The sequence below is a fragment of the Microbacterium sp. Root553 genome (assembly GCF_001426995.1).
GTDB lineage: Bacteria > Actinomycetota > Actinomycetes > Actinomycetales > Microbacteriaceae > Microbacterium.
Map to the genome: position 1 here is coordinate 2,906,990 of NZ_LMFY01000001.1, position 24,802 is coordinate 2,931,791.

Annotated in this window: 21 protein-coding genes; 7 read left to right on the forward strand and 14 right to left on the reverse strand. The window is 68.6% G+C overall.

Going from position 1 to position 24,802, the window contains the following annotated elements:
- Positions 1 to 14: 14 nt before the first annotated feature.
- From ASD43_RS13715 to ASD43_RS13735, 5 genes are all read right to left on the reverse strand, one after another.
- Entirely contained in the window at positions 15 to 1,796 is a 1,782-nt protein-coding gene (locus ASD43_RS13715) for a peptidoglycan D,D-transpeptidase FtsI family protein (RefSeq protein WP_056418583.1), read from the reverse strand.
- A 41-nt stretch (positions 1,797 to 1,837) separates the two neighbouring features.
- Positions 1,838 to 2,413, reverse strand: a complete 576-nt coding sequence (locus ASD43_RS13720) for a hypothetical protein (RefSeq protein ID WP_056418586.1) — start codon at positions 2,411 to 2,413, stop codon at positions 1,838 to 1,840.
- Entirely contained in the window at positions 2,410 to 3,348 is a 939-nt protein-coding gene (gene rsmH / locus ASD43_RS13725; RefSeq protein WP_056418588.1) for a 16S rRNA (cytosine(1402)-N(4))-methyltransferase RsmH, read from the reverse strand. The genes ASD43_RS13720 and rsmH overlap by 4 nt, the downstream gene beginning before the upstream one ends.
- 114 nt (positions 3,349 to 3,462) lie before the next feature.
- Positions 3,463 to 3,894, reverse strand: a complete 432-nt coding sequence (gene mraZ / locus ASD43_RS13730) for a division/cell wall cluster transcriptional repressor MraZ (protein ID WP_056418591.1) — start codon at positions 3,892 to 3,894, stop codon at positions 3,463 to 3,465.
- A gap of 262 nt (positions 3,895 to 4,156) precedes the next feature.
- Entirely contained in the window at positions 4,157 to 4,528 is a 372-nt protein-coding gene (locus tag ASD43_RS13735; protein ID WP_056418595.1) for a DUF3040 domain-containing protein, read from the reverse strand.
- 84 nt (positions 4,529 to 4,612) lie between these two features.
- On the opposite strand from ASD43_RS13735, the gene ASD43_RS13740 reads away from it, so the two are divergent.
- Positions 4,613 to 5,713, forward strand: a complete 1,101-nt coding sequence (locus tag ASD43_RS13740; RefSeq protein WP_056418598.1) for a polyprenyl synthetase family protein — start codon at positions 4,613 to 4,615, stop codon at positions 5,711 to 5,713.
- A gap of 57 nt (positions 5,714 to 5,770) precedes the next feature.
- Here the strand turns inward: ASD43_RS13740 and ASD43_RS13745 are convergent, their stop codons facing one another.
- Positions 5,771 to 6,082, reverse strand: a complete 312-nt coding sequence (locus ASD43_RS13745; protein WP_327044385.1) for an Rv2175c family DNA-binding protein — start codon at positions 6,080 to 6,082, stop codon at positions 5,771 to 5,773.
- Between the two features lie 260 nt (positions 6,083 to 6,342).
- Between ASD43_RS13745 and ASD43_RS13750 the strand changes: the two genes are divergently transcribed.
- Together ASD43_RS13750 and pknB are read left to right on the forward strand one after the other, a co-directional pair.
- Positions 6,343 to 7,524 (forward strand): LysM peptidoglycan-binding domain-containing protein, encoded by a 1,182-nt coding sequence (locus ASD43_RS13750; RefSeq protein WP_056418600.1) that lies wholly within the window; start codon positions 6,343 to 6,345, stop codon positions 7,522 to 7,524.
- 79 nt (positions 7,525 to 7,603) lie between these two features.
- On the forward strand, positions 7,604 to 9,550 hold the full coding sequence (pknB, locus tag ASD43_RS13755) for a Stk1 family PASTA domain-containing Ser/Thr kinase (RefSeq protein WP_056418603.1): 1,947 nt from the start codon (positions 7,604 to 7,606) through the stop codon (positions 9,548 to 9,550).
- Positions 9,551 to 9,653: 103 nt separating this feature from the next.
- On the opposite strand, the gene ASD43_RS13760 is transcribed toward pknB, so the two are convergent.
- Together ASD43_RS13760 and ASD43_RS13765 are read right to left on the reverse strand one after the other, a co-directional pair.
- Positions 9,654 to 10,994 carry a class II 3-deoxy-7-phosphoheptulonate synthase gene (locus ASD43_RS13760; protein WP_045253717.1) on the reverse strand — a complete coding sequence of 447 codons (1,341 nt, stop codon included), beginning with the start codon at positions 10,992 to 10,994 and terminating at the stop codon, positions 9,654 to 9,656.
- 37 nt (positions 10,995 to 11,031) lie between these two features.
- Positions 11,032 to 11,730 (reverse strand): lysophospholipid acyltransferase family protein, encoded by a 699-nt coding sequence (locus ASD43_RS13765; protein WP_045253716.1) that lies wholly within the window; start codon positions 11,728 to 11,730, stop codon positions 11,032 to 11,034.
- Positions 11,731 to 11,880: 150 nt separating this feature from the next.
- Here ASD43_RS13765 and ASD43_RS13770 point away from each other — a divergent pair, with 150 nt between their 5' ends.
- Positions 11,881 to 13,713 (forward strand): AMP-dependent synthetase/ligase, encoded by a 1,833-nt coding sequence (locus tag ASD43_RS13770; RefSeq protein WP_056418608.1) that lies wholly within the window; start codon positions 11,881 to 11,883, stop codon positions 13,711 to 13,713.
- 67 nt (positions 13,714 to 13,780) lie between these two features.
- Here ASD43_RS13770 and def read toward each other — a convergent pair whose 3' ends face one another.
- From def to ASD43_RS13785, 3 genes are all read right to left on the reverse strand, one after another.
- Positions 13,781 to 14,272: a peptide deformylase gene (gene def / locus ASD43_RS13775; RefSeq protein WP_056418612.1), complete on the reverse strand. Its 492-nt coding sequence runs from the start codon at positions 14,270 to 14,272 to the stop codon at positions 13,781 to 13,783.
- Positions 14,272 to 16,302, reverse strand: a complete 2,031-nt coding sequence (locus ASD43_RS13780) for a nucleotide-binding protein (protein WP_056418615.1) — start codon at positions 16,300 to 16,302, stop codon at positions 14,272 to 14,274. The genes def and ASD43_RS13780 overlap by 1 nt, the downstream gene beginning before the upstream one ends.
- 64 nt (positions 16,303 to 16,366) lie before the next feature.
- On the reverse strand, positions 16,367 to 19,774 hold the full coding sequence (locus ASD43_RS13785; RefSeq protein WP_056418618.1) for a pyruvate carboxylase: 3,408 nt from the start codon (positions 19,772 to 19,774) through the stop codon (positions 16,367 to 16,369).
- A 93-nt stretch (positions 19,775 to 19,867) separates the two neighbouring features.
- Here ASD43_RS13785 and ASD43_RS13790 point away from each other — a divergent pair, with 93 nt between their 5' ends.
- Positions 19,868 to 20,680: a ParA family protein gene (locus tag ASD43_RS13790; RefSeq protein ID WP_056419691.1), complete on the forward strand. Its 813-nt coding sequence runs from the start codon at positions 19,868 to 19,870 to the stop codon at positions 20,678 to 20,680.
- Between the two features lie 88 nt (positions 20,681 to 20,768).
- Here the strand turns inward: ASD43_RS13790 and ASD43_RS13795 are convergent, their stop codons facing one another.
- From ASD43_RS13795 to ASD43_RS13805, 3 genes are all read right to left on the reverse strand, one after another.
- Positions 20,769 to 21,314, reverse strand: coding sequence for a MerR family transcriptional regulator (locus ASD43_RS13795; RefSeq protein ID WP_056418621.1), 546 nt, complete (start codon positions 21,312 to 21,314; stop codon positions 20,769 to 20,771).
- Between the two features lie 99 nt (positions 21,315 to 21,413).
- Positions 21,414 to 22,100 carry a transcriptional regulator FtsR gene (gene ftsR, locus ASD43_RS13800; RefSeq protein ID WP_056418624.1) on the reverse strand — a complete coding sequence of 229 codons (687 nt, stop codon included), beginning with the start codon at positions 22,098 to 22,100 and terminating at the stop codon, positions 21,414 to 21,416.
- Positions 22,100 to 22,585, reverse strand: coding sequence for an FHA domain-containing protein (locus ASD43_RS13805; protein WP_082539404.1), 486 nt, complete (start codon positions 22,583 to 22,585; stop codon positions 22,100 to 22,102). The genes ftsR and ASD43_RS13805 overlap by 1 nt, the downstream gene beginning before the upstream one ends.
- A 99-nt stretch (positions 22,586 to 22,684) precedes the next feature.
- Here ASD43_RS13805 and ASD43_RS13810 point away from each other — a divergent pair, with 99 nt between their 5' ends.
- On the forward strand, positions 22,685 to 23,362 hold the full coding sequence (locus ASD43_RS13810) for a copper resistance CopC family protein (protein ID WP_056418626.1): 678 nt from the start codon (positions 22,685 to 22,687) through the stop codon (positions 23,360 to 23,362).
- Between the two features lie 9 nt (positions 23,363 to 23,371).
- Positions 23,372 to 24,769, forward strand: coding sequence for a dihydrolipoyl dehydrogenase (lpdA, locus tag ASD43_RS13815; RefSeq protein WP_056418629.1), 1,398 nt, complete (start codon positions 23,372 to 23,374; stop codon positions 24,767 to 24,769).
- The last annotated feature ends 33 nt before the right edge of the window (positions 24,770 to 24,802 follow it).

Here is a 24,802-nt window from a genome sequence, read left to right on the forward strand (position 1 = left end):
CGGCGGGGCGCCGGCTATTCGAACTTCGGGAGCGGTGCGTCCATCGGAGTGGAGGACGGCATCACGCGGTAGGTCTTCATGGTCTGGGTCATCGCCTTCTGGAAGGCCGATGCGGTGGCGGCAGACGATGTAATTCTAGTCGGCTCGTCGAGTGTGACCACGACGACGTACTGGGGGTCGTCGACCGGGGCGAAGCCCACCATGCTCGTGTAGTAGACGCCCGACTTGTAGCCGCCGTTGCCGTCGGGGATCTGTGCGGTACCGGTCTTGCTGGTCACGCGGTAGCCGGGGACCTGGATGCGTTCGGCGTTGCCGCCCTGGACGGCGACGTTCTCGAGCATCCGGGTGATGTCCGCTGCCGTCTGGGTCTTGATGATCTGCTCGTGCGCGGGGGTGTCGGGCGTGACGACGGTGCCGTCCGGCGTGGTGCAGGACTCGATGAGCGAGAGACCGATCTTCTCGCCGCCGTTCGCGATCGCCTGGTAGGCACCGGCGAGCTGCGGGGCCGTCACCGTGAAGTACTGCCCGAAGGTGGTCGTGTACAGCGACTGGTTGTCCCACTCGCTCGTGGGATGCAGCAGTCCGCTCGTCTCGTCGGGGAAGCCGATCGTCTTGGTCCCGACGCCGAAGCGCTCGAGGTAGTCGTGGCGCACGTCGGGGCTGACCATGGTGCCGAACTTCGACAGCGCCACGTTCGACGAGTCGATGAGGGCGCCCGCGAGCGTGTACTGGAAGGTCGGGTGCACGAAGGCGTCGTTGATGACCGCACCGTTCTCGAACTTCTCGTGCGACGACGCCGACACCGTGGGGGTCGTCATCGTGACGCCGGCGTTCTCCATGATCGCCGCGGCGGTGACCGGCTTGAACGTCGAGCCCGGCTCGAACGGGTAGGTGAAGAGCTTGCTGCCCCAGGTGTCGGGCGACGAGGCGTTGAGGTCGTTGGGGTCCATGGTCGGCCACTCGGCCGCGGCGCGGATCTTGCCGGTCCCCACCTCGACCACCGTGACGGTGCCGCCCTTGGCGCCCTGGGTCTGCGCCTCTTCGGCGATCATCTGCTGCATGTACCACTGCAGGTCGCTGTTGATGGTCAGCTGCACCGAGCCGCCGTCGACCGCGTCGGTCCTGCTCTCGCTGCCCGGGATGACCACGCCGTTCTTGCCGGTGCGGTACGACTCCTCACCGTCGGTCGGAGCCAGGCACTTCTCGTCCATCTTCTCGACGCCGGCCTGAGCGGTGCTCGTGCCGTCGAGGAAGCCCAGAAGGTTCCCGGCCACGGCGCCGTTCGGGTAGACCCTGACCTCGCGAGGCTTCATCTCGAGGTAGGAAGAGATCTTGAGGTCGCGCAGCTGGATGTACTTCTCGGTGCTCAGCCCCTTCACGAGCGGGAAGTACTGCGAGTCGGGGTTGTCCGCGAGCACCGCCGCGACGTCGGCGCGGAGCTTGTCGGCGTCCAGGCCCATGATCTCCGCGATGCGCGTGGACGCCTCCGCCCAGGGCAGCGCCGGCGGGTTCTTTTCGTCCTCCTCCAGCAGGCGGATGACCTGCGGGCTGAGCTGCGCGTCGTACACCAGCACGCTCTCGGCGAGCACCGAGCCGTCGGCGTCGACGATCGATCCGCGTTGACCGGGGATGGCCGTGCCGTGCGCGATGTACTCCATCGACTGGGCGACGTGCTCGTCGGCCTTGACCACCTGGATGTCCACGAGTCGGACGACGAACGCCCCGAGGACCGCGAGGATCACCGCCAGAGCGACGACCGTGCGTCGCCGAGGCGTCCGGGTGGCTCGTGTCGTCATGGATGCTCTCCGTCAGCTCGGGGTGGTCGGTGGGGTCGTGGCTATCGTGTGCTCGGACTCGGGAGGCCGTCGGTGATGGCCGGCGGGAGCTCCTGCATCGACTGCCCCGACGGTGCGTCCGGAGTGTCGTCGTCCGCTGTCGACGCGTTGACCGGGACGTCGTTGAGGAGTGCGTTGCCCACCGCGCCCGCGCCGGTCGGATCGATCGTCGACGCGCCGGCCGCGCCGGTCCCCTGCCCGAACACCGCGCCGTCGCTCAGTCTCAGGTACGCAGGCGAACCCGCCACCACCATGCCCAGCGCCGCAGCGCTCGTCGCGAGCGACTGCGGGGAGCTCATCCCGGTGAGGTCCTCCTGCAGCGCATCGGTGCGCAGGTCGAGCTCGTGCTGCTGCGAGGTGAGTCCGGCGAGCGTGAACGAATCCTGGGTGATCGCGAGCGAGAGCCCTATCTGGGCCGCACCGATCGCGAGCGCTCCCCCGACGGCCAGCAGCGCGTAGGCGAGCCTCGGGCGGCGACGCTGCGGCGTCCCGGTGACGGGCTGCAGTGTGCGGCGGGGAGTACGGGCGGGAGCCTCGGGTGCGGGCCGGTTCGGACGGACGGCGGCGTTCAGGCTCATGAGTTCTCCCGCACCTTCTCGGCGGCGCGCAGGCGCACCGGGATCGCCCGAGGATTGCGTGCGCGCTCGTCGTCGTCGGCGAGTTCCGCGCCCCGGGTGATGATGCGGAATCGTGGCGCGTGCTCCGGAAGCTCGACCGGGAGGCCGCGCGGGGCGGTGGATGCCGCACCGGCGGCGAACGCCTGCTTGACGAGCCTGTCTTCGAGGGACTGGTACGACATGACCACGATGCGTCCGCTCGGCGCCAGGGCGTCCATCGCGGCCGGGATCGCGTCGGCGAGCACGTTGAGCTCGGCGTTCACCTCGATGCGCAGCGCCTGGAAGACGCGCTTCGCCGGGTGTCCCGCGCGCTGCGCGGCGGCGGGCGTCGCGGCGATGAGAATCTCGACGAGTTCACCGGAACGGGTGATCGGCTGCTTCTCGCGGGCGGCGATGATGAACCGCGCGTACCGTCCGGCGAGCTTCTCCTCGCCGTAGCGCTCGAAGATGCGGCGGAGGTTGCCCTCGTTGTAGGTCGCGATGACCTCGGCGGCGGTGATGCCCTTGGTCTGATCCATCCGCATGTCCAGCGGAGCATCCTTGGAATACGCGAAGCCGCGTTCCGCTTCGTCCAGCTGCAGCGATGAGACGCCGAGGTCGAAGAGGATGCCGGCGGCCCCCTGCGCATGCAGTCCGATCTCGTCGTAGACCGTGTGCACCAGCGTGACCCGGTCGGCGAAGCGTGCGAGCCTCTCCCCCGCGATGCGGAGGGCGTCGGTGTCGCGGTCGAGACCGACGAGGCGGATGTGCGGGAAGCGCTCGAGGAGCGCCTCGGAGTGGCCACCCATGCCCAGCGTGGCATCGACGAGCACCGCTCCGTCGGCCTGCAGGGCCGGAGCGAGCAGCTCGACACAGCGGTCGAGCAGTACGGGGGTGTGGATGTCGCGGAGGTTCATGATCTTTCTCGGGTGACCCTGTGGTGGAGTCCAAGGCCCTGATCCCCCTCCGCTTCTCGACCCGGCACCGGGGAAGTGTGTCGGGGCGGGAGCGGCGGGGCATCACGGCCGTGGTCAGAAGAGTCCCGGGATCACCTCCTGCTCGAGATCGGAGTAGGTCTCCTCACCGGCGGCGAGGTAGGCGTTCCAGCTCTCGGCATCCCAGATCTCGGCATGTGCGCCGACTCCGGTGACGATGAGCTCCTTCTGCAACCCCGCGTACTGACGGAGGTGGGCGGGGATGGTGATGCGGTTCTGGCTGTCGGGCATCTCCGCACTCGCACCGGAGAGGAACAGACGCATGAAGTCGCGCGCCTGCTTGTTCGCGAGCGGCGCCTGACGGATCCGCTCGTGCATGGTCTCGAACTCGGCCGTGCTGAACACGTAGAGGCAGCGCTCCTGCCCCCTGGTGACGACGATGCCGCCACCGAGGTCTTCACGGAACTTCGCGGGAAGGATGACCCTTCCTTTGTCGTCCAGCTTCGGCGAGTGCGTGCCCAGCAACATCGGCCATCACCCCCTCTCCGTCCGGCCCAACTCGAGGTGCGCCCCACTTTACTCCACTTTCCTCCACAAACCTACGACGAATCGGCGCCCAGGCACTCCGATCAGAACCCCGACCCGCGACATTTCGCGGTATCACAGGGATCGCGGCGGGTGGAGGGAGGTGGAGGACGGAGACGACGCGGGCGCGCGCCCGGCGCAGACACGACGAAGGCCCGGATGCTCAGAGCATCCGGGCCTTCGTAGAGGAAGTGTGTGGGGAGAGTCAGCGGCCGTCTTGGCGGCGGTCCCATCGATCGTTCATCCGGTCCATGAAGGACGCGGAGCTGTGCTGCTTGGCGGCACGCTCCTGAGGCACCGACGACAGGGGCTTGCGCACCGGGGTGACGGCGAACATCACGCCGCCGAGCATCGCGGCAAATCCGACGACGCCGACCACGACGCCCCAGACGTCTCCGAGGACGACTCCGACGATCAACCCGCCGACGCCGGCGAGGAGCAGCAATGCTCCGTAGACCAGATTGCGGTAGCTGAGTGCTCGGTCACCTGACGGCGCACTGACGACGTCTGCGTCGTTGTGGAGGAGATGGCGTTCCATCTCGTCGAGCAGACGCTGCTCCTGTTCGGAGAGTGGCATTTCGTCCCCCTCGGGTATCGTCTGTTCATTCTACGCGCGGTATGCGGCTCCGGGCTAGCAGTTGGCGCCCTGTTCGCTTTACGTATGCTGGGAGTCGTGCCGTCCCCCACACTCGTCCCCGACGCCGTCGCCGCACGCCTGCATCTCTTCCTGGAGCGGATGCGGAGCGAGTCGAGCGACTACGGCCCCGACGCGGCCGGTCTCATCGACTCGGCCGCCGACACGCTCGTCGGAGGCAAACGACTCCGGGCCCGCTTCTGCCACGCCGGTTGGCAGGCCGTCGCCCGCGTCGCAGACCGGGCCGCCGCACCGACGGATGCGCTCTGGGACGTCTGCGCCGCTCTGGAGATCTTCCAGTCCGCCGCCCTCGTGCACGACGACCTGATCGACAACTCCGACACCCGCCGCGGTCGCCCCGCGGCGCACCGCGCACTCGAGGGCACGCACCGCGATGCGGGGTGGCGCGGCGACGCGGCGGCGTTCGGCCGATCCTCGGCGATCCTGCTCGGCGACCTCCTGGTGGCGTGGAGCGACGATCTTCTCGAGGATGCCGTGGCCCCGCTCCCCCATGCGGCGGCGGTCCGTCACGAGTATGCGCGCATGCGTCGAGATGTCACCGTCGGGCAGTTCCTCGACATCGCGGAGGAGTCCGCGTGGAGTGTGCACGCCACCGAGTCGCATCTCGCTCGCGCGCTGCGCGTGGTCTCTCTCAAATCCGCGCGCTACAGCATCGAGCAGCCTCTCGTGCTCGGCGCGGCGATCGCCGCCGGCGATGCGGATCAGCTCGACGCGCTGCGGCGCTTCGGGCACCCCGTCGGAATGGCCTTCCAGCTCCGAGACGACCTGCTCGGCGTATACGGCGACGCCGCCGTCACGGGAAAGCCCGCGGGCGATGACCTGCGCGAAGGCAAGCGCACTGTGCTGGTCGCGCTCACGCGGCAGACCCTCGACACCGCGACACGCGATCTGTTCGATGAGATGCTCGGGGACCCCGACCTCACGACCGAGCAGATCGCGTTCCTGCAGGACATCATCTCGGGCTCCGGCGCGCTCGATCAGGTGGAGCGGATGATCGGGGACTACGCCGAAGAGGCCGACGGGGCGCTCTCCGACGCACGCCTCGACGGCGCTGCGCTCGGAGAGCTGCGGGATCTGGCGCGCGCGGCGACCGTCCGGACGGCCTGACAGGACCCCTGCGGTTCGGAGCCGCACCGGCTCACGAGGGTCAGGGTCAGGTCAGGGTCAGGCGAGGGTGCGAGCGATCCGACGGACCGAGCTCTTGTGCCCGGCGAGGAGAGCGTCGATCGGCGAACGGCCCAGCTCCTCCTCGGGTGCGAGCAGCCAGTCGATGACCTCGTCGTCGGAGAAGCCCGCATCCTGCAGCACGATGATCGTGCCGCGCAGCGACGGCAGCGGGCTGCCGTCGACGATGAACACGGACGGGACCGCGAAGACGCCCGTGCGGCGCGAGCCCACGAGGTAGTGCTCGTCGATCAGCCGGCGGACACGACCGAGGGCCTCGTCGAGGACATCGACGAGGTCGGGCATCGTCAGCCACTCGGTGGGGGTGGGTGCAGACGCAGCCGCGAGGTGCGCGGATGCCGTCGCGGGCTCCGGGTTCTCGGGACGATTCTCAGACGGGTTCACTTCAGGCACAGACACGATGCAACTATCTCACCTCTGCGCGCACCTCGCACTTTCATTCACACCAGTCTCTTCCGTCTCTCCAGTCTCATCTTGCACATGAGCCCCTCCAGTTGACTTACGTTTACATCCGTGTCAGCGTGGGCGGACGCCGAACAAGGGAGATCGCCTTGAGAACGCAGACTGTCGCGCACCGAACGCGCTACCTCCGACTGGGCGTGCCCGCCGCCGTGCTGGGAACGCTCACGGGGGCCATCGCCGTCGCACCCGCGCACGCAGAAGGCGCCGCCCGTCCGGTGGAGCGACTGCAGTCGCCACCCACCCGCTTAGCGCCGACCGAGGCCCCACCGGCCACGTACACGGTGCAGCCGGGCGACACGATCGCCGCCATCGCCACCCGATTCGGCCTGCGCACCGTGGACGTGCTCACCGCCAACGGGCTGGGATGGCGGTCGGTCATCTACCCGGGTCAGGTGCTCTCGCTCACCGGATCCGCCGCACCGAGCGCGCCCGCGACGTCGCCCTCCCCCGTCGTCACGACGACCACCCACGCGGTGGTCGCCGGAGACACGGTGTTCGGCATCGCGCAGAGGTACGGCACCACCGTCGACGCGGTGCTCGCCGCGAACGGGCTGACGCGCGCATCCGTGATCTATCCCGGGCAGCAGCTCGCGCTGACGGGTGCCCCGGCCCCGGCAGCGCAGGCACCGGCCGCCCCGGCGGTTGCGCCCGCATCGGCCCCCGGCGGCCGGACTCACACGATCGTGCCCGGCGACACCCTCTTCGAGCTCGCCAGGACGTACTCCATCACGGTCGCCCAGCTCTATGCGCTCAACGGCCTGACCGCCGAATCGATCATCTATCCCGGGCAGAGTCTCGTCGTCGCTGCGGCGCCGGCCCCCACCCCGCCGACCGCACCAGAACCTCCTGTGCAGCTGTCCACGGCCCTCGATGCCGAGCAGGCCGGCAACGCCGCTCTCATCATCGGCATCGGCAGGGAGCTCGGCGTACCGGACCGCGGCATCGCGATCGCTCTCGCGACGGCGATGGTGGAGTCGGGCATGCGCAACCTCGCCTGGGGCGACCGGGATTCCCTCGGCCTCTACCAGCAGCGCCCGAGCATGGGGTGGGGCTCGCCCGAGCAGGCCATCGACTCCGACCGCAGCACCCGCGTCTTCTACGGCGGCGCGTCGGATCCCAACGGTCCGGCATCCCGCGGCCTGCTCGACGTCTCCGGCTGGGAGGGCATGCGGTTCACCGACGCGGCCCAGGCCGTGCAGATCTCCGCATATCCGGAGCGGTACGGCCAGTGGGAGACGCAGGCGTACCAGTGGCTCGCCAGCCACGGGTGAGGCGGTTTCCGGCAAACCCGCAGGGTCGAGGGGCGAGCCGCTCCCCGAGCTTTCAGGCAGTTCTCCATAGAATCTTGACGTGACGACCAATCAGCAGGCCGACCCCCTCATCGGGCGGCTCGTCGACGGTCGGTACCGGGTGCGTGCACGGATCGCGCGCGGAGGCATGGCGACCGTCTACGTCGCCACCGACCTCCGGCTCGAACGGCGCATCGCCCTCAAGGTCATGCACGCCCACCTGAGCGATGACTCCGCCTTCCAGAGCCGGTTCATCCAGGAGGCCAGGGCCGCGGCCCGCCTGGCCGACCCGCACGTGGTCAACGTGTTCGATCAGGGCCAGGACGGCGAGCTCGCCTACCTGGTGATGGAGTACCTGCCAGGGATCACCCTGCGCGAGCTCCTGCGCGAACAGAAGCGCCTGACGATCCCGCAGACGATCACGATCATGGATGCGGTGCTCGCCGGGCTCTCCGCCGCGCACCGCGCAGGCATCGTGCATCGCGACGTCAAGCCTGAGAACGTGCTGCTCGCCGAGGACGGCCGGATCAAGATCGGCGACTTCGGGCTCGCCAGGGCGACGACCGCCAACACCGCCACCGGACAGCAGCTGCTGGGGACGATCGCCTACCTCGCGCCCGAACTGGTCACCCGCGGGACGGCGGACGCCCGCAGCGACATCTACGCGCTCGGCATCATGCTCTACGAGATGCTCGTGGGTGAGCAGCCGTACAAGGGCGAGCAGCCGATGCAGATCGCCTTCCAGCACGCGACCGAATCCGTGCCGCGCCCCAGCGTCCGCAACCCGGGGGTGCCCGAGCAGCTCGACGAGCTGGTGCTGTGGGCCACCGAGAAGTCCCCCGACGAGCGACCGGACGATGCTCAGCAGATGCTCGATCGTCTGCGCGAGATCGAACGCGGGCTCGGCATCGCCCCCGCCGTCGCGGCGGCGACCATGTCGCAGCGTTCCCAGGCGGATTCGGGCGACGTCACCAAGGTGATGCCGAGCACGATCGCGATCGCCGATCCGACCGCGCCGGTGGCCGCGCCCGTCGACAACGCCACGCTGCTGCGCCGACGCTCGTCGCGTCGACGTGCGCGCGGCGCTTTCCTGCTGACGCTGGTTCTGCTACTCGCGACCGTGGCCGGCGGAGTCGGCTGGTGGTTCGGGTCAGGACCGGGATCCCTCGTCGCCGTTCCTGCGGTCGCAGGGATGTCGTACGACGATGCAGCCAACGCTCTGACCGCCGAGGGGTTCGTCCCCGTCCGCGGCGAGGAGAACTCCATCGATGTCGCCCGCGACCAGACGATCCGCTCCGACCCCGACGAGGGCGCCCGACTCGACAAGGGTGCCGAGGTCACGGTCGTCGTCTCGATCGGCCCTGCATCGCACACGGCCGAGACACTCAACGGCAAGACCGAGCAGGAGGCCCGCGATTACCTGGCGGGCATCAGGGTCAACACGGCCGAGACGTCTCTGGTGCTGTTCTCCGATGCCGATGCCGGGCGGGTGATCAACGCCTTCGTCACCCCGCGCGACGGCGGCGAGGTGTATGCCTGCGCCGAGGGCTGCGAGCTGTTCGAAGACGATGCGGTCGAGCTGTATGTCTCGGCCGGTGCGTTCCCCGACGTCGCGGGGTTGTCCGTCGACCAGGCCACGAAGACCCTCACCGACAAGCAGCTCCAGGTCAGCGGAGACATCCAGTACGTCTCGAGCGAGGACGTCGACAAGGATCGCGTCATCGGCGTCGCCGATCGCGCCGAAGAGGGCAACTGGCGCCCCGGTGACCAGGTCCAGCTCATCGTGTCGACGGGCCCTCCCCTGTTCCCCGTCCCGGATGTCACCGGGATGAGCCGGGACGAAGCCGCGCAGGCGATTCGCGATGCGGGCTTCGAGCCCACCTGGAACGGCATCTGGAACGCCTTCCCGAACGACTTCACCGAGGTCACCGGATCGGATCCGGGCGAGGGTGAGCAGCGACGCAAGGGGACGAAGATCACCCTGCAGATCCGCAGCAGCGCCTTCTAGCCGCGTGACGGCGGCCGTCGCTGCACAGCTCCTCCGGCGCACCGATCAACGAGAACCGCCCTCCCGGAGACTCCGGGAGGGCGGTTCTGTCGTCGGTCAGGGATCAGCGCTTCTCGAGCTCCTCGGCCACGAGGAACGCGAGCTCGAGCGACTGCATGTGGTTCAGGCGCGGATCGCACAGGCTCTCGTAGCGGGTCGCGAGAGCCGCCTCGTCGATGTGCTCCGATCCACCGAGGCACTCGGTGACGTCGTCACCCGTGAGCTCGACGTGGATGCCGCCGGGGAACGTGCCGACGGCGCGATGCGCCTCGAAGAATCCGCGCACCTCGTCCACGACGTCGTCGAAGCGGCGCGTCTTGTATCCGGTCGGCGTGGTGATGCCGTTGCCGTGCATCGGGTCGGTCACCCAGAGCGGCTGGGCGCCGGAGTCGCGGACCGCCTCGAGCAGCGGGGGAAGCGCGTCGCGGATCTTGCCCGCACCCATCCGGGTGATGAACGTCAGCCTTCCGGGCTCGCGGTTCGGGTCGAGCTTGTCGATCAGCGCGAGAGCGGTCTCGGGGGTCGTGGTCGGTCCGAGCTTCACGCCGATCGGGTTGCGGATCTTCGAGAAGTAGTCGACGTGCGCACCGTCGAGCTCGCGCGTGCGCTCACCGATCCACAGGAAGTGCGCCGAGGTGTTGTACGGCGTGTCCGTGCGGGAGTCGATGCGGGTCATCGGGCGCTCGTAGTCCATGAGCAGTCCCTCGTGCCCGGTGAAGAACTCGACGCGCTTGAGCTCGTCGAAGTCGGCACCCGCCGCCTCCATGAACTTGATCGCGCGATCGATCTCCGCCGCCATGCGCTCGTACCGCTGGTTGGCCGGGTTCTGCGCGAAGCCCTTGTTCCAGGAGTGCACCTCGCGCAGGTCGGCGAAGCCCCCCTGCGTGAACGCCCGGATGAGGTTCAGCGTCGAGGCGGCCGTGTGGTACCCCTGCAGCAGGCGACCCGGATCGGGCTGACGCGACAGCTCGGTGAAGTCGTACCCGTTGACGATGTCGCCGCGGTAGGCGGGCAGTGTGACGTCGCCGCGCGTCTCCGTGTCGCTCGAACGGGGCTTCGCGAACTGCCCTGCCATGCGGCCCATCTTGACGATCGGCATCGATGCGCCGTACGTGAGCACGACCGCCATCTGCAGGACGGTCTTGATGCGGTTGCGGATCTGCTCGGCGGTCGCGCCGGCGAACGTCTCGGCGCAGTCGCCGCCCTGAAGCAGGAACGCCTGTCCGGATGCCGCACGCGCGAGACGGTCGCGGAGGTTGTCGACCTCGCCGGCGAACACCAGCGGCGGGAGCGCCCCGATCTGCGTGGAGACCTCGGCGACGCGCTCTGCGTCCGCCCACTGAGGCTGCTGCTTGATCGGGAGCGAACGCCACGCATCAAGCGCGTCGATGTGGTGCTGGAGCATGAGACCAGCCTAGTGCGCGCGTGGCGCGCCGGATGCCTCAGGACCGCTGTGTGACGCGGGCCGGAAGACGGTCTTTCACGGTCGACGCGTACACGTCGTCGTACTGCTGCTCGCCGAGGCGGTGGAGGGCGACCATGATCTCGTCGGTGACCGAGCGGAGGATGTATCTGTCGTTCTCCATGCCCGCGTATCGCGAGAAGTCGAGGGGCTCGCCGATCACGATGCCGACCCGAACGACACGGGGCAGCCGCTGCCCGATCGGCATCGCGGTGTCGGTGTCCACCATGATCACGGGGACGACGGGGACCTTCGCCTCCAGCGCCATCCGGGCGATGCCCGTGCGACCCCGATAGAGTCTGCCGTCGGGACTGCGGGTCCCCTCCGGGTAGATCCCGAGGAGGTCGCCTCGACCGAGCACCTGGAGGCCGGTGTTGAGGGATGCCTCCGAGGCCTTGCCGCCGGAGCGATCGATGGGGATCTGCCCCGTGGCCTTCATGAAGAACTTGGTCGCCCAGCCCTTGAGTCCGCGCCCGGTGAAGTAGTCGCTCTTCGCGAGGAAGGACATGGGACGGTCGATCATCAGCGGCAGGAAGATCGAGTCCGCGAAGGACAGGTGGTTGCTGGCGAGGATCGCGGCGCCGTTCGCGGGGATGTTCGCACGCCCGACGACCCATGGGCGGAACACCGCTTTGACCACGGGACCGATCGCGACGTACTTCATCAGCCAGTAGAACATCGAGGTGAAGTCTAGCGCCGAGACCGCGATCCGCCGCGCACGGAACGACAGCTCCGCCATGGGCGACTGGGTTTCATCAACCGTGCGACCGAGTCTCATACCCTAGACTCGGGTGCAACCCAGTGCCCGACCGGTACCGAAGGAGCTGCCGTGGTCCAATTCGAAGTCCCCGCCGTCGTCCCCGCCGATCCCGATGCGAACATCGCCGACCTGCTGGCCCAGCGCGTCGCGGCGACGCCGGATCGCCCGCTCTTCTCCGTTCCGGATGGCGAGGGATGGCGCGACATCAGCGCCTCTGCCTTCGAGACCGCGGTGATCGCCCTGGCCAAGGGCCTCGTCGCAGCCGGCATCCAACCCGGCGAGAAGGTCGGTTTCCTCGCGCGCACCACCTACGAGTGGACGCTCGTCGATTTCGCGCTCTTCTACGCGGGTGCCGTGATGGTCCCGATCTACGAGACCAGCTCGCCGTCGCAGATCCAGTGGATCCTCGAGGACTCCGGCGCCATCGCGCTGATCGTCGAGTCCCCCGAGCACTTCGCCCGACTCGACGAGGTGCGCGGCGATCTGCCCCTGCTCCGCGAGGTCTGGCAGCTGCATCTCGGCGCGATCGACACGCTCACGGCGCAGGGCGCATCGGTCTCGGATGCCGAGATCGAACGCCTGCGCGGCATCGCGGTCGGCTCCGACATCGCCACGCTGATCTACACGTCCGGCTCCACGGGCCGCCCGAAGGGCTGCGTGCTGACCCACAGCAACTTCGTCGAGCTGTCGCGCAACTCCGCCAAGGCCCTGGATGCCGTCGTGCAGACGCCCGGGTCGTCCACGCTGCTGTTCATCACGACGGCGCACGTGTTCGCCCGCTTCATCTCGATCCTCAACATCCACGCCGGCGTGCGCACCGGGCACCAGCCGGACACACGACAGCTGCTTCCGGCACTCGGATCGTTCAAGCCGACATTCCTGCTCGCCGTCCCCCGCGTCTTCGAGAAGGTCTACAACTCCGCAGAGCAGAAAGCGGAGGCCGGCGGCAAGGGCAAGATCTTCCGCGCCGCCGCGGATGTCGCGATCCAGCACTCCAAGCTGCTCGAGGAGGGGAAGAGCATCCCGTTCGGGACGAAGCTGAAGTTCGCCCTGTTCGACAAGCTCGTCTACGGCAAGCTGCGGGATGCCATGGGCGGTCGCATCGTGTACGCGGTCTCAGGCTCCGCTCCGCTCGGAGCGCGCCTCGGGCACTTCTTCCACAGTCTCGGCGTCGTGATCCTCGAGGGCTACGGCCTCACCGAGACCACCGCGCCCGCGACCGTCAACCTCGCCGACAAGTCCAAGATCGGCACGGTCGGCCCCTCGCTCCCCGGCGTGGGAGTGCGGCTCGCAGACGACGGTGAGATCGAGGTGAAGGGCGTCAACGTCTTCAAGGAGTACTGGAACAACCCCGAGGCGACCGCCGCGGCGTTCAGCGACGACGGCTGGTTCCACACCGGTGACATCGGCAGCTTCGACTCCGAGGGGTTCCTCACCATCACCGGCCGCAAGAAGGAGATCATCGTGACGGCGGGCGGCAAGAACGTCGCACCGGCGGCTCTCGAGGATCCGATCCGCGCGAACCCGATCATCGGACAGGTCGTGGTCGTCGGCGACCAGCGCCCCTTCATCTCGGCCCTGATCACCCTCGACCCCGAGATGCTGCCGACCTGGCTCGCCAACGCCGGGCTGCCGAAGGACATGTCGCTGGCGGATGCAGCGACCGATGACACCGTGCGCGCCGAGATCCAGAAAGCCGTGGATGCCGCCAACTCCCGCGTCTCGCGCGCCGAGTCCATCCGCAAGTTCACGATCCTCGACAGCGAATGGACCGAGGCCTCCGGGCACCTGACGCCGAAGCTGTCGATCAAGCGGAACGTGATCATGAGCGACTTCGCCGATGAGATCTCGGCGATCTACGACGAGCCGGTCACCACCACGAACGTCGCCATCGGCGGCTGAGCGGCACACCCCCATCACGAGAGAGGCCCCGCCGTCACGGCGGGGCCTCTCTCGTGATCCGGAGCGGTCAGAACCAGGCGCTCTCGCGCACTTCGCGCATGGCGCGCTTGCGCGTCTCGGCGTCGAGCCTGTTGAGGTAGAGCGTGCCGTCGAGGTGATCCGTCTCGTGCTGCAGCGCCTGGGCCAACAGGCCGTCGCCCTCCAGGACGACAGGCTCGCCGTCGAGGTCGATCCCCTCGACACGGGCCCACGGATGACGCAGGGCATCGTGCCACAGTCCGGGAACGGACAGGCATCCCTCTCCCGTCGGGACCGGCTCGCCACGCACCTCGGTGAGCACGGGGTTCAGCACGTAACCGATGTCGCCGTCGATGTTGTAGCTGAAGGCGCGGAGCGCCACACCGATCTGCGGAGCGGCCACACCGGCACGGCCGGGGAGCTCGACCGTGTCGATCAGGTCGGCGACCAGTGCCCGCACGCCGTCGTCGATCGCGCCGATCGGCGCACACACCGTGCGCAGCACCGGGTCTCCGAAGACGCGGATCTCGCGAACCGTCATCAGGCGTCCTTCGCCCGGAGTCCCTCGACGAGGAGCGCCGCGAGCTCCCGCGCCGCCACCCGCGTCTCGGGCTGCAGGTTCGCGAAGACGATCGTCCCGCCCCCGGCGATCTGCGCGTCGTACGGCATGCGCACGACCTTCTTGGCGCGGGTGCGGAAGTGCGCCTCGAGCTCGTTCAACCGCACGAGCGGGGCGCCCGGGGTCGACTGGTTGAGCACCACGACTGCGTCCCGCGCCTGGTCGGCGTATCCGTTGCTCTCCAGCCAGGTGAGGGTCTCGGATGCGAGACGCGCCTCGTCGACGCTCAGCCCCGACACGATCACGATCTGGTCGGCGAGGTCGAGCGTGGCCGACATCACCGAGTGGACGATGCCGGTGCCGGTGTCGGTGAGGACCAGCGAATAGTAATGCGCCGCCACCCCCGCGACATCGCGGTAGTCGCTGTCGCTGAAAGCCTCCGCGATCCGCGGATCCGAGTCCGAGGCGAGCACGTCCAGCCGCGTCGCATCGCGCGCGACGATCGCCGAGATGTCATGGTAGCCGCGGACCTCGTCATGGATGCGGACGAGGTCTCGCACCGAGCGCTTGTGGTTCGGTCGCACGACCCGATCGGCGAGAGTGCCCCGGTCAGGATTCGCGTCGACGGCGATCACCCGATCGTCCCTGGCATCTGCGAGGGCCATACCCAGCAGAGCGGTGATGGTCGTCTTTCCCACGCCGCCCTTGCGGGAGAGCACGGGGACGAAACGGGCGTTCCCCACGATCGGGGCCGCGATCCGCGCGCTGAGCGCCTTGCGCTCACGCGCACGTCGTCCGTCGCCGATGTTGATGCGGCGTCCGGAGATCGTGTAGAGGAAGTGACTCCAGGCGCCCTCCGGTTCCGGCTTGCTGACGCGGTGCGGATCGAGCAGGCGATCCGCGGTGAGCAGGTCCGCGCTCTCCCGGGAGGAGTCCTCGAGGTCGTCCAGCCTCTTCGAGGTGAGCTGCACGTCCGTGCGCGCGGCCCGACCGCCGCGCGGTGCGAGGGGTGCGCTCTTCGATGTGTCCACTGTCGAACTCTCCTTCTTGGCGAGCGATGCCGCTGCCGCGGATCTGCGGGAGGTGGGCACGGATGCGGTGTCGGCGCGTGCGCGGGCGACGAAGGCCGCCGCCGCAGCGGCATCCGCCGCATCGGCCGCAGCCGTGTCGACAGTGATGGTGACCGGCTCCGGGGCGGGCGCGGGCTCGGGCTCGGCATCCGGCTCGGACTCGCGCTCGATCTCCCGCTCCGGCTCGACCTCAGGCTCGACCTGCAGCTCCGGCTCGACCTCAGGCTCGACCTGCAGCTCCGGCTCGACCTCAAGCTCGACCTGCAGCTCCGGCTCGACCTCAGGCTCGATCTGCGGCTCCGGCTCGGCATCCGGCTCAGGCGCGATCTCAGCGACACCCGCATCGATCTCCGGCTCCGTCTCAGCCATCAGCTCCGGCTCTGCTTCTCGCGCAGGTTCGAGTTCGGTCTCCGCCGGTCCGGCGTCCGCCTCGGCCTCGGTGGGTTCCAGCTCCGGCTCAGGCTCGGGGTCCGGCTCGGCATCCAGCTCGGGCTCGGCATCCAGCTCGCCCTCGGCAGCCGACTCCGGCTCGAGTTCGACCTCAGCCTCAGCCTCAGCCTCAGCCTCAGCCTCAGCCTCAGCCTCAGCCTCAGCCTCAGCAGTCGATTCGGGCTCGGGCTCGGTCCGGGGTTCCGACTCGACGGGAAGCTCGATGATCATCGGCGCGCTGCCCAGCGCCGGCGGCGAAGCGATGCCCGCCGCGAGAGTCTCCGCAGCCGCCTTCGATGCGGCGACCGGCTCGTCGACGATGAGGTCGGCGATCACCTCACCGTCGACGACGCCGTCGTCCTCGAGGTCGTCATCGTCGTCCGTCGGCAGAACCACGCTCACCTGAGCGGTGTTGCCGAGGATGCTGATGTGCGAGGTGTCCAGGGATGCGGCGTCGTCGAGCACCCCTCGGGACTCCTCGTCCGGCGTATCTGCCACTTTCTTCGGGGTCACGTCGTCGCTCCAAGCTTGTGCGGGCCTCGGGTGCGCTGGTGAGCGCGGCCTCGCCCGCACAAGATTAGTGCGCGGGAGTGATCACGACCAAAAGATCTCCCGCTTCCACCTGCTGGGTGGCGCCGATCGCGAGACGTCCGATCACGCCGTCGACCGTCGCGGTGATGGCGGCCTCCATCTTCATCGCCTCTATGGACGCGACCGGCTCACCGGCGCGCACCGAGGTCCCGACGTCGACCTTGAGCGTGACGACCCCCGAGAACGGGGCCGCGATCTGACCGGGCACTGAGGTGTCGGCCTTCTCGACCTCGTGGGCTTCGACCGCCACGGATCGATCGCGCACGAACACCGGACGCAGCTGCCCGTTCAGTGTCGTCATCACCGTGCGCATGCCCTTGTCGTCCGCGTCGCCGATCGCCTCGAGGCCGACGAACAGCTGCACGCCACGGTCGATCTCGACCCGGTGCTCCTGACCTTGGACGAGGCCGTAGAGGTAGTCCGAGGTGTCGAGCACGGAGAGGTCGCCGTACTGCTCGCGCACCTGGGCGAACTCGCGGGTGGGTGCGGGAAAGAGCAGAGCGTTGAGTCGCGCGCGTCGTGACGCGCTGTCACCCGTGAGGGCGGCCTCGTCGTCCTCGGAGATGTCCGTGAGACCGACCCGCACCGAGCGTCCGGCGAGCACCTTGGTGCGGAACGGCTCCGGCCACCCGCCCGGCAGCTCGCCGAGTTCACCAGCCATGAACCCGACGACGGAATCCGGGACGTCGTACTTCTGGGGGTTCGCCTCGAAGTCCGCGGGGTCCGCCTTCACCGCCGCGAGATGCAGCGCGAGATCCCCGACCACCTTCGACGACGGCGTCACCTTGGGAACGCGGCCGAGGATGCGGTCGGCGGCGGCGTACATGTCCTCGATGAGCTCGAAGTCATCGGCGAGTCCCAGCGCCTTCGCCTGCTGACGCAGGTTCGAGAGCTGTCCACCCGGGATCTCGTGGTGGTAGACGCGTCCGGTGGGTCCGGGCAGACCCGACTCGAACGGCGCGTAGACGCGGCGCACCGCCTCCCAGTAGGGCTCGAGATCCGAGACGCGGTCGAGGTCGAGCCCGCTGTCGCGCTCGGTGTGCGCGAGTGCGGCCACGAGCGATGACAGGGACGGCTGGCTGGTCGTCCCCGACAGCGGAGCGGATGCCGCATCCACAGCGTCGACGCCGACGGCGCTGGCCGCGAGGAGCGTCGCGAGCTGGCCACCTGCGGTGTCGTGCGTGTGCAGGTGCACGGGCAGGTCGAAGCGCTCGCGCAGCGCGGTGACGAGAGTCGCCGCCGCCGCCGGCCGCAGGAGCCCCGCCATGTCCTTGATCGCGATGATGTGCGCGCCGGCGGCGACGATCTGATCCGCGAGCGCCAGGTAGTAGTCGAGGGTGTAGAGATCCTCAGACGGATTCAGCAGGTCGCCCGTGTAGCAGAGCGCCACCTCGGCCACGGCCGTTCCGGTGCGCCGCACCGCCTCGATCGCGGGGCGCATCTGTTCGATGTCGTTCAGCGCGTCGAAGATGCGGAAGATGTCCACCCCGCTGTCGGCCGCCTCCCTGACGAAGGCGTCGGTGACCGCGGTGGGGTACGGGGTGTAGCCGACCGTGTTGCGTCCGCGGAGCAGCATCTGGATCGCGACGTTGGGCAGTGCGGCGCGAAGCCGATCGAGGCGCTCCCAGGGGTCCTCACCGAGGAACCGCAGCGCCACGTCGTAGGTCGCCCCTCCCCAGGCCTCGACCGACAGCAGCTCGGGCGTCAGTCGGGCGATGTGCGGCGCGACGGCGACGAGGTCCCGCGTGCGCACCCGGGTCGCGAGCAGCGACTGGTGGGCGTCGCGGAACGTCGTGTCGGTGATCGCGAGCGCGGTCTGCGCGCGCAGATCCTTCGCGAACCCTTCGGGCCCGAGCTCGAGGAGCCGCTGCCGCGACCCCGCCACCGGCTCGCTCGCCGGGTCGGTCCGCGGGAGCTTGGCCCTCGGATCCAGAGCGCCGGGGTGCGCGCCGTGCGGCTTGTTGACCGTGACGTCGACCAGCCAGTTCAGGATCTTGGTCCCGCGGTCCTTCGACTCGCGACCGCGCAGCAGATCGGGGCGCTCGTCGATGAACGAGGTGCTCACGTCGCCCGCGATGAACGCCTCGTCCTCGAGCAGCGCCTGCAGGAAGGGGATGTTGGTCGACACCCCGCGGATGCGGAACTCCGCGAGCGCGCGCCGCGCACGAGCGACGGCCGCCGGGTAGTCGCGCCCGCGGCAGGTCAGCTTGGCCAGCATCGAATCGAAGTGCGGACTGATCTGCGCGCCCTGATGCACGGTGCCGCCGTCGAGTCGGATGCCCGCGCCGCCGGGTGAACGGTACGTCGTGATCTTGCCGGTGTCCGGTCGGAATCCCTGCGTGGGGTCTTCGGTGGTGATCCGGCACTGCAGCGCGGCGCCCCGGACGTGCAGGTTCTGCTGCTCCAGCCCGAGCTCGGCGAGCGTCTGGCCCGCGGCGATGCGCATCTGGCTCTGCACGAGGTCGACGTCCGTGACCTCTTCCGTCACGGTGTGCTCCACCTGGATCCGGGGATTCATCTCGATGAAGACGACCTCGCCGGACCTCTCCCCCGCGGTCTCGAGCAGGAACTCCACGGTCCCCGCGTTCTCGTAGCCGATCGACCGGGCGAACGCCACGGCGTAGCCGTGCAGAGCCGTGCGGATGCCGTCGTCGAGGTTCGGCGCCGGAGCGATCTCGACGACCTTCTGATGCCGGCGCTGCACGGAGCAGTCGCGCTCGAAGAGGTGGACGGTCTCGCCGGTCTTGTCGGCGAGGATCTGCACCTCGATGTGCCGGGGGCGCAGCACCGCCTGCTCGAGGAACATCCGCGGGTCCCCGAACGCGCTGCCCGCCTCACGCATGGCCTCGGCGAGGGCGGGGGCGAGTTCGGCCGCCGACTCGACGCGACGCATGCCACGACCGCCCCCACCGGCGACCGCCTTGGCGAAGAGCGGGAAGCCGATGTCGTCTGCCTGGGCGACCAGGACGTCGATGTCGTCGGAGGCTTCCGTCGACCGCAGCACCGGCACGCCGGCACCGATCGCGTGACGCTTGGCCTCGACCTTGTTGCCCGCCATCTCGAGAACGGACGCGGGCGGCCCGATGAAGACGATGCCGTTCGCCGCGGCCTTCTCAGCGAGCTCGGGGTTCTCGGAGAGGAATCCGTAGCCGGGGTAGATCGCATCGGCGCCCGCGTCCTTCGCGACCCGGATGATCTCGTCGACGTCGAGATAGGCGCGGACCGGATGCCCGCGCTCACCGATCTCGTAGGCCTCATCCGCCTTCAGCCGATGGACCGACCCGCGGTCCTCATGAGGGAAGACGGCGACGGTCCGCGCCCCCACCTCGAAAGCCGCTCGAAAGGCACGGATCGCGATCTCGCCGCGGTTGGCCACAAGGATCTTCTGGAACATGCACACCTCTGAAAGCTCGATGCGCGCGGGATTCCTTGCGCATGGGGCGGGGCTGAGTGTGCACCCAGCCTAGGGGAAGGTAACGTGGTGTTCGTGCACGTACTCAGCGTCAGCTCTCTCAAGGGAGGCGTCGGCAAGACGACCGTGACCCTCGGCTTGGCCTCAGCGGCCTTCGCCCGTGGTGTCCGAACGCTCGTCGTCGACCTCGACCCGCAGTCCGATGTGTCCACCGGCATGGACATCCAGGTGGCCGGCCGGCTCAACATCGCCGACGTCCTCGCCAACCCCAAGGAGAAGGTCGTCCGTCAGGCGATCACCTCCAGCGGCTGGGCGAAGGTGCACCCCGGCACGATCGACGTGCTGATCGGCAGCCCCTCGGCGATCAACTTCGACGGCCCGCACCCGAGCGTGCGCGACGTGTGGAAGCTGGAAGAGGCACTCGCCGCCGTCGAGGCCGACTACGACCTCGTGCTCGTCGACTGCGCCCCCTCGCTGAACGCCCTCACCCGCACGGCGTGGGCTGCGAGCGACCGGGTCATGGTCGTCACCGAGCCCGGACTCTTCTCCGTCGCCGCAGCCGACCGCGCATTGCGTGCGATCGAAGAGATCCGCCGCGGCCTTTCGCCGCGTCTGCAGCCGCTCGGCATCGTCGTGAACCGCGTGCGCCCGCAGTCGATCGAGCACCAGTTCCGCATCAAGGAGCTGCGCGACATGTTCGGCCCCCTCGTGCTCTCGCCGCAGCTGCCCGAGCGCACGTCGTTGCAGCAGGCACAGGGCGCCGCGAAGCCGCTGCACATCTGGCCGGGAGACTCGGCCCAGGAGCTCGCCTCCGACTTCGATCAGCTGCTCGACCGGATCATCCGCACCGGACGCATCCCGGTGAGCGATTCCGGCGCTCCCGCCTGATCCGCCCCGGACAGCAGAACGGCCATCCTCTCGCGAGGGTGGCCGTTTCTTCGTTGCGCCCGCTCCGGTGACCGGATGGGGAGGAGTGTCAGGCGGATCGCTTGGTGCGACGGGCGGACAGCTCGTCGACGGGGTCGGGCACCGTGGCGTCGAAGGCGACGAGAGTGGACTCCACCTCGCGAAGCACCTTGCCGACGGCGATGCCGAAGACGCCCTGGCCGCGGCTGACGAGATCGATGACCTCGTCGTTGGACGTGCAGAGGTAGACCGAGGCCCCGTCGCTCATCAGAGTGGTGCCTGCGAGGTCACGGATGCCCGCGCGACGCAACTCGTCGACGGCGGTGCGGATCTGCTGCAGGGAGATGCCGGTGTCGAGCAGGCTCTTCACGAGCTTGAGGACGAGGATGTCGCGGAAGCCGTAGAGACGCTGCGACCCTGAGCCGTTCGCTCCGCGGACCGTGGGCTCGACCAGCTCGGTGCGAGCCCAGTAGTCGAGCTGTCGATAGGTGATTCCCGCTGCCCGTGCCGCTACCGCTCCGCGGTAGCCGACCTCGTCATCCATGGCCGGCAGACCGTCGGTGAAGAGGAGTTCGGGCACGAACCGCGGGTCGTCTGCACGCTCATCCGCACTCATCTGAAATCCTCCTTGGAGCTGATACATCCACGCTAGAGCAGCCCCCCGGTACCGGCAATGACATACGCACGAGCGCGGAGGTGTGTCGCAACCAGTTCGTTACGAAAGCAGCCGCTCGATCGCGTCCTTGACGAAGAGCGAGCGCACCTCGTCGATCTTGGCGGCGAGGGTCGGCGCCATCTCGCTCGCCTTGGCTCGCGACGTCGCATCCGTTCGGCGCAGCAGTGACGACATCGCCGATTCGATCAGCGCGACCTCACGCTCTGCACCCTGACGCAGTGACCGGAGGTGACGGGGCTCGATGCCGTGACGGTCGAGTGCGACCAGTCCGCGCAGAAGGGTGACCGTCGCCTCCGAGTAGTACTCCTGGGCCACGACCACGCCGGTGCTGATCGCGTCGTTGAGCAGCTGAGGCCCGGCACCGGCTGCCGACAGCAGCTCCGCCCGGCGGTACCTGCGTGCAGCGGGCGCGATGGAGGGCGGCGGAACGAGGGCCGTGGACTCGCCGTTCGCCTCGGCGTCGTCGAGCTGCTCGCGGATCACGCTGAGCGGAAGATAGTGATCACGCTGCAGGGTGAGTCCGAGGCGCAGTCGCTCGATGTCGGACGACGAGAACTTGCGGTAGCCCGACTCGGTGCGCGACGGGGTCACGATGCCCTGGACCTCGAGGAAGCGGAGCTTGCTGGAGGTGAGTTCGGGGAATTCCGGGGTCAGCCGTGCCAGCACCTGACCGATGCTCAGCAGGCCGGATGACGCGGAGCGTTCGCGGGCGGGGGACGCCGCCATCAGTCGATCGCCGCGACGCGATCGAGCGGAGAGGCGAAGAAGTTCAGGCGGAACTTGCCGACCCGAAGCTCGGTGCCGTCAGCCAGCGCGCTGCGGTCGACGCGCTCACCGTTCACGTAGGTGCCGTTGAGCGAACGCTGATCGATGATCTCGAAAGTCGTGCCCGATCGGGTGAACTCCGCGTGTCGGCGGGACACGGTGACGTCGTCGAAGAAGATGTCGGCCTCGGGGTGGCGGCCGACGGTCGTCACGTCCGTGTCGAGCAGGTAGCGGGCCCCCGCGAGGGCACCCGAACGCACGAGCAGGAGCGCCGAGCCGGAGGGCAGCGCCGAGATGGCACTCTGCTCCACATCCGTGAGCTCCACGCCGAAGGGGATGAAGGAGAGGTCCGAGTCGTGCCCGAACGTCTGCGTCACGTCGTGTCTCTGCTCGCCGGGACGGTGGATCGCGGCGTCTCCGCCCGATCGATTCTGGCTGTCTGTCACTATGCCCTCCTAGTCCTCCAGACTAACTGATCGGATGCCCCTCGCGGGAGCGCCGTTCACACTCAGACATCGCCTATCGGGCGTGCATAGGCTGAAGGGGTGAAAACTTCCGCTCGCCGCCTCCCCGCAGCCCCGATCGCTCTCGCGGCAGCCCTGCTCACCGCGCTCCTGGTGATGTTCGCACCGCTCTCCGCGTCCGCGCACGACAGCCTGACCGCCTCCTCCCCCGAGGCCGACAGCACTGTCGACACACTGCCGACCGCGCTCACCCTCACGTTCAGCGCCGACCTCATCGAGGGCGGGAATGCGACCGAGGTCGTGGTCACCGATCCCTCGGGGGCGTCGGTGACCTCCGGCGCGGCGACCGTGAGCGGTGCGACCGTCACTCAGCCACTCACCGGCGAGGGTCCGGCCGGCGTCTACCACGTGATCTGGAGGGTCCTCTCCAGCGACGGCCACCCCACCTCGGAAGAGTTCGACTTCAGCGTGACCACGAGCACCGTGAGCACGGCCACGGAGGAGGCGACCGCCGAACCGACGGCCGAGCCGACGGCATCCGCGACGCCCGAGCCGACGACCACCGTCGGACCCGATGCGGGTGTCACGTCCGCACCGGAAGAGAGCACCGGATCGTCCGCGTCCGCGTGGATCTGGGGCATCTCGATCGCGGTCGTGGCGGTCGCCGTGGGAGCCGCGATCTGGCTCTCGATCCGCAGGCGTCGTAGCACCGGTCCCGGTGCGGATGCGGCCGATTCCGACACCGCCGCAGGGCGATAGGCTGGACGCATGCCACACTACGATGTCGTCATCCTCGGTGCAGGTCCTGGTGGATACGTCGCTGCTGTCCGCAGCGCGCAGCTGGGTCTGTCCACCGCCATCATCGAAGAGAAGTACTGGGGTGGTGTCTGCCTCAACGTGGGCTGCATCCCCTCCAAGGCGCTCCTGAAGAACGCGGAGCTCGCGCACACGCTCAACCACAAGGCCGACTTCTTCGGCATCTCGGGTGAGTTCACGATCGACTACGGCAAGGCGTTCGACCGCAGCCGCGTCGTCGCAGACGGTCGCGTCAAGGGCATCCACTTCCTGATGAAGAAGAACAAGGTCACGGAGTACGACGGCCGTGGCACGTTCACCGGACCGAAGGCGATCTCGGTCGCGAAGTCCGACGGATCCACCGAAGAGGTCACGTTCGACAACGCGATCATCGCCACCGGATCCAAGGTCCGTCTCCTCCCGGGCGTGCAGCTGAGCGACAACGTCGTGACGTATGAGGAGCAGATCCTCAGCCGCGAGCTGCCGAAGTCCATCGTGATCGTCGGCGCCGGCGCCATCGGCATGGAGTTCGCCTACGTGATGACCAACTACGGGGTCAAGGTCACGATCATCGAGTTCCTCGACCGAGCGCTCCCCAACGAGGACCCCGACGTGTCGAAGGAGATCACGAAGCAGTACAAGAACTACGGCGTCGACATCCTCACCTCCACCAAGGTCGAGTCCGTGGTCGACAACGGTTCGTCCGTCACCGTCTCGTACACCGGCAAGGACGGGCAGCAGACGTCCATCGAGGCCGACAAGGTGCTCATGTCGGTCGGGTTCGCCCCGAACGTCGAGGGCTTCGGACTCGAGGCGACCGGCGTGAAGCTCACCGAGCGCGGCGCGATCGACATCGACGACCACATGCGCACCAACGTCGAGGGCATCTACGCCATCGGCGATGTCACGGCCAAGCTGCAGCTCGCCCACGTGGCCGAGGCACAGGGAGTCGTCGCGGCCGAGACCATCGGCGGCGCCGAGACCCAGACCCTCGGCGACTACCGCATGATGCCGCGCGCGACCTTCTGCTCGCCGCAGGTCGCATCGTTCGGACTCACCGAGCAGCAGGCCAAGGACGAGGGCCACGAGGTGAAGGTCGTCACCTTCCCGTTCATGGCCAACGGCAAGGCCCATGGCCTCGGAGAGCCCGTCGGGTTCGTGAAGATGATCGCCGACGCCGAACACCTCGAGCTGCTCGGCGCGCACATGATCGGCCCCGATGTCTCCGAGCTTCTGCCCGAGCTGACGCTGGCGCAGAAGTGGGACCTCACCGCACTGGAGCTCGCCCGTAACGTGCACACGCACCCGACGCTGTCGGAGGCGCTGCAGGAGGGCTTCCACGGCCTGGCGGGACACATGATCAACTTCTGATCCCTCGGATCGGCTCGAAGGCCCGGCGCACTC

Bases quoted from the DNA above. Each gene is read 5' to 3' on its own strand.
- ASD43_RS13715 (WP_056418583.1), bottom strand. From the start codon at position 1,796: ATGACGACACGAGCCACCCGGACGCCTCGGCGACGCACGGTCGTCGCT.
- ASD43_RS13795 (WP_056418621.1), bottom strand. From the start codon at position 21,314: ATGAGTGCGGATGAGCGTGCAGACGACCCGCGGTTCGTGCCCGAACTC.
- ASD43_RS13740 (WP_056418598.1), top strand. From the start codon at position 4,613: ATGCTGGGAGTCGTGCCGTCCCCCACACTCGTCCCCGACGCCGTCGCC.
- def (WP_056418612.1), bottom strand. From the start codon at position 14,272: ATGACGGTTCGCGAGATCCGCGTCTTCGGAGACCCGGTGCTGCGCACG.
- ASD43_RS13785 (WP_056418618.1), bottom strand. From the start codon at position 19,774: ATGTTCCAGAAGATCCTTGTGGCCAACCGCGGCGAGATCGCGATCCGT.
- ASD43_RS13765 (WP_045253716.1), bottom strand. From the start codon at position 11,730: ATGTTCTACTGGCTGATGAAGTACGTCGCGATCGGTCCCGTGGTCAAA.
- ASD43_RS13720 (WP_056418586.1), bottom strand. From the start codon at position 2,413: ATGAGCCTGAACGCCGCCGTCCGTCCGAACCGGCCCGCACCCGAGGCT.
- mraZ (WP_056418591.1), bottom strand. From the start codon at position 3,894: ATGTTGCTGGGCACGCACTCGCCGAAGCTGGACGACAAAGGAAGGGTC.
- rsmH (WP_056418588.1), bottom strand. From the start codon at position 3,348: ATGAACCTCCGCGACATCCACACCCCCGTACTGCTCGACCGCTGTGTC.
- ASD43_RS13760 (WP_045253717.1), bottom strand. From the start codon at position 10,994: ATGCTCCAGCACCACATCGACGCGCTTGATGCGTGGCGTTCGCTCCCG.
- lpdA (WP_056418629.1), top strand. From the start codon at position 23,372: ATGCCACACTACGATGTCGTCATCCTCGGTGCAGGTCCTGGTGGATAC.
- ftsR (WP_056418624.1), bottom strand. From the start codon at position 22,100: ATGGCGGCGTCCCCCGCCCGCGAACGCTCCGCGTCATCCGGCCTGCTG.
- ASD43_RS13735 (WP_056418595.1), bottom strand. From the start codon at position 4,528: ATGCCACTCTCCGAACAGGAGCAGCGTCTGCTCGACGAGATGGAACGC.